The organism is Rhizobacter sp. (genome assembly GCF_031412495.1).
Lineage (GTDB): Bacteria > Pseudomonadota > Gammaproteobacteria > Burkholderiales > Burkholderiaceae_C > Schlegelella_A.
Genome location: NZ_JANODC010000307.1, coordinates 1 through 3,745, shown reverse-complemented (window position 1 = coordinate 3,745; position 3,745 = coordinate 1). Strand labels below are relative to the sequence as shown.

At 71.1% G+C, this 3,745-nt stretch carries 4 protein-coding genes; all 4 read right to left on the bottom strand.

All coding sequences use genetic code 11. The features are described from left to right. The coding region (locus tag AC30N0_RS11445) for a carbohydrate ABC transporter permease (protein ID WP_489518038.1) at positions 1 to 832 on the bottom strand (832 nt) is incomplete at its 3' end. Continuing rightward, complete coding sequence (locus AC30N0_RS11440; RefSeq protein WP_489518037.1) at positions 829 to 1,932, bottom strand: ABC transporter ATP-binding protein; 1,104 nt, start codon at positions 1,930 to 1,932, stop codon at positions 829 to 831. The genes AC30N0_RS11445 and AC30N0_RS11440, both read right to left, overlap by 4 nt. A 1-nt stretch (position 1,933) precedes the next feature. After that, on the bottom strand, positions 1,934 to 2,998 hold the full coding sequence (locus tag AC30N0_RS11435) for an ABC transporter ATP-binding protein (protein ID WP_489518036.1): 1,065 nt from the start codon (positions 2,996 to 2,998) through the stop codon (positions 1,934 to 1,936). Then, on the bottom strand, positions 2,989 to 3,745 hold a 757-nt coding region (locus AC30N0_RS11430), incomplete at its 5' end, for a glycerol-3-phosphate dehydrogenase C-terminal domain-containing protein (RefSeq protein WP_489518035.1). The genes AC30N0_RS11430 and AC30N0_RS11435, both read right to left, overlap by 10 nt.

Sequence of the window (3,745 nt, the reverse complement as noted above, 5' to 3'; positions counted from 1 at the left end):
TGTAGAGGATGAAGCAGAGCAGCAGGATGATCAGGAAGTAGATCAGGGAGAACGCCGCCGCCGGGCCGAGGTCGAACTGGCCGACCGCCTTCTGGGTCAGGTACTGGCTGAGGAAGGTCGTCGCGTTGCCGGGCCCGCCCCCGGTGAGCACGAACGGCTCGGTGTAGATCATGAAGCTGTCCATGAAGCGCAGCAGCACCGCGATCATCAGAACGCCGCGCAGCTTCGGCAGCTGGATGTAGCGAAACACCGCGAACTTCGACGCGCCGTCGATGCTCGCGGCCTGGTAGTAGGCGTCGGGTATCGCGCGCAGCCCGGCATAGCAGAGCAGCGCCACCAGCGGCGTCCAGTGCCAGACGTCCATCAGCAGCACGGTCAGCCAGGCATGCGTGGCGTTGCCGGTGTAGCTGTACTCCAAGCCCAGCCCGGCGAGCGCGGCGCCCATGAGGCCGATGTCGGCGCGGCCGTAGATCTGCCAGATCGTGCCGACGACGTTCCACGGGATCAGCAGCGAGATCGCCACCAGCACCAGCACCGCCGATGCCTTCCAGCCCTTGGCCGGCATCGACAGGGCGAGGGCGATGCCGAGCGGGATCTCGACCAGCAGCACGGCAAACGAGAAGGTGATCTGGCGCAGCAGCGCGCCCTGCAGGTCGTCGTCGCGCATCACCGACTTGAACCACTCGGTGCCGACGAAGACGCGCCGCTCCGGCGAGATGATGTCCTGCACCGAGTAGTTCACCACCGTCATCAGGGGCAGGATCGCGGAGAAGGCGACGCACAGGACGACCGGCAGGATCAGCAGCCAGGCTTTCTGGTTGACGGGCTTCATGCCGGCGCTCCCGCGACGAGCTCGTCGTTCCGGTAAAAGCAGGTGTGCGGGCCGACGACGGTCAGCCAGACAGCGGCGCCAGGCTGCGCGACGGCCTGCTGCGGACGCAGGCGGGCGCGCACGATGGCGCCGTCGGCGCCGGCGGTGCGCGCCGTCAGCAGCCAGTAGGTGCCGATGTCCTGGGCCTGTGTCACGACTGCGGGGACCGCGCCCTCGCCGTGCGGCTTCGCGAGCGTCACGTACTCGGGCCGCACGCCGAGCAGGCAGGGGCCGTCTCCTGCGGCTGGCGCAGCCGCCGCGGCAGCCGCCACGCGCTGGCCGGCGACCTCGACGCCGCCGCCGTCGATCCGAGCCGGCAGGAAATTCATCCCCGGCGAGCCGATGAAATGACCGACGAAAGTGTGCTGCGGGCGTTCGAAGAGCTCCGAGGCGCTGCCGATCTGCACCGCCCGACCGCGCGTCATGACCACGACCTGGTCGGCGAAGGTCAGGGCCTCGACCTGGTCGTGGGTCACGTAGATCAGCGTCAGCTTCAGCTCGTGGTGGATCTGCTTCAGCTTTCTCCGCAGCTGCCACTTCAGGTGCGGGTCGATGACGGTCAGCGGCTCGTCGAAGAGCACTGCCGAGACATCCTCGCGGACGAGGCCGCGGCCGAGCGAGATCTTCTGCTTGGCGTCGGCGGCCAGGCCGGCGGCGCGGCTGCCGAGCTGGCCGCTCAGCTCCAGCATCTCGGCGATCCGGCCGACCCGCTGCGCGATGCGGCCGGCGTCGACGCCGCGGTTGCGCAGCGGAAAGGCGAGGTTCTCGGCCACCGTCATGGTGTCGTAGATCACCGGGAACTGGAACACCTGGGCGATATTGCGCTGCTGCGGCGTGCGCGCCGTGACCTCGACGCCGTCGAAGCGCACGCTGCCCTGCGACGGCCGGACCAGGCCGGAGACGATGTTGAGCAGCGTCGTCTTGCCGCAGCCCGACGGGCCGAGCAGGGCGTAGGCGCCGCCGTCGGCGAAGCTCATCTTCAGCGGCAGCAGCGCGAAGTCCTCGTCGCGCTGCGGGTTGGGCCCGTAGGCATGCGCCAGGTCGAGGTCGATGCGGGCCATGTCAATGACCTCGCGCCGCGAGCAGCAGGTCGCCGGCGGCGTCGAAGACGTAGGCCTGCTCGGTACGGATGAAGAGCGTGAGCTTCGCGCCAAGCGCGAACACGTGCACCCCGGTGAGCTGGGCGATCAGCTCGCCGACGCTCGTGGCGACGTGCACGAAGGTGTCCGAGCCGGAGATCTCGGCCAGCTCGACCCGGCCATCGAGGGCGATGTCCCCGCCCTGGTCCTGCACGCCGATGGCGCCGGCGCGCACGCCGACGGTCACCGGCCCGGCCGCCGCCGGCGGCAAGGCGAGCGCCAGGCGCACGCCGCCGCCGACGTCGACGCCGCCATCGCGCGCGGTGCCGGCGATCAGGTTCATCGGCGGGTCGCTGAAGGCGCGTGCGACACGGATCGACTGCGGCCGGTGGAAGACCTCGGCGGTCGGCCCGTACTGGAGCAGCTCGCCGGCGTCGAGCACGGCGGTGTAGCCGCCGAGCAGGAGCGCCTCGGTGGGCTCGGTGGTGGCGTAGACGACGGTCGAGTCGCCGGCCGCGAACAGCTGCGCCAGCTCCTCGCGCAGCTCCTCGCGCAGCTTGTAGTCGAGGTTGACGAGCGGCTCGTCCAGCAGCATCAGGGGAGCGTTCTTGGCCAGGGCCCGGGCCAGGGCGACGCGCTGCTGCTGCCCGCCGGAGAGCTCGGCCGGCAGGCGCGCCAGGAAGGGCTCGATGTGCAGCTTCTCGGCGAGCACGCGGACCCGGGCGTCGATGCCCTTCTCGCGGCGCAGGCGCAGGGGCGAGGCGATGTTGTCGGCGACCGTCATCGACGGGTAGTTGATGAACTGCTGGTAGACCATCGCCACGTTGCGCTCGCGCACCGGCTTGCCGGTGACGTCGTGGCCATCGGCGACGACGCGGCCCTTGCTCGGCGCATCGAGACCGGCCATGACGCGCATCAGGGTCGTCTTGCCCGCCTGGGTCGCGCCGAGCAGGACGGTGACCGCACGCGGCACCAGCGTCAGGTCGAGCGGGTACAGGAAGGCCTGGGCGCCCACCCGCTGCTCGATGCGCTCCAGCGTCAGCTCCATGCGCGCTCGGGGGCCGGCGGCGGCGCCGGCACGTCGGCTGCGGGCCAGTGGGCGGCGCACCACGTGGCCACCGCGGCGCGCTCGGTCGCCGTCAGGTGCAGGCCGAGCTTGCTGCGCCGCCACAGCACGTCGTCGGCATTGCCGGCCCATTCGTGCTCGCGCAGGTAGGCGAGCTCGGCCTCGAACAGGCCGGGTGCGACCTCGGCGCCGAGGGCTCCGTCCGGCGCAGCGCCGAGCACGCGGTCGATCCGCGACCCGTAGGCACGTGCCAGACGCCGGCACAGGCGTTGCGGCAGCGCCGGGTAGCGGCGGCCGACGGCCTGCAAGAAGCGGCCGAAGTCGGTGTCCGGGCGCTCTGGGGCGCCGATCCATGCCGCGAGGTCGCCGCCGGGCAGCGCCGAGCCGCTCGTCCAGGCCGGGCCGCTAATGGCGAGCGGCCCAGCCAGCAGGTCGGCAGCTTCCTCGGCGAGCTTGCGAAAGGTAGTGATCTTGCCGCCCCAGACCGTGATCAGCGGCGCCTGGTCGGTATCGAGGTCGAGCCGGTAGTCGCGCGTCACGGCGGCCGGGTCGCCGGATTCGTCGTCGAGGAGCGGCCGCACGCCCGAATAGGTCCAGACAACGTCGGCCGGCGTGACTGCGCGCTCGAAGTAGCGGCTCGCCTGCTCGCACAGGTAGGCGGTTTCCGCGGCGTCGATGCGCGCCTCGCCGATGCTGCCGTGGTGCTCGACGTCGGTGGTGCCGATCAGC

Coding starts and splice junctions, on each gene's coding strand:
- AC30N0_RS11440 (WP_489518037.1), bottom strand. CDS start 1,932: ATGGCCCGCATCGACCTCGACCTGGCGCATGCCTACGGGCCCAACCCG.
- AC30N0_RS11435 (WP_489518036.1), bottom strand. CDS start 2,998: ATGGAGCTGACGCTGGAGCGCATCGAGCAGCGGGTGGGCGCCCAGGCC.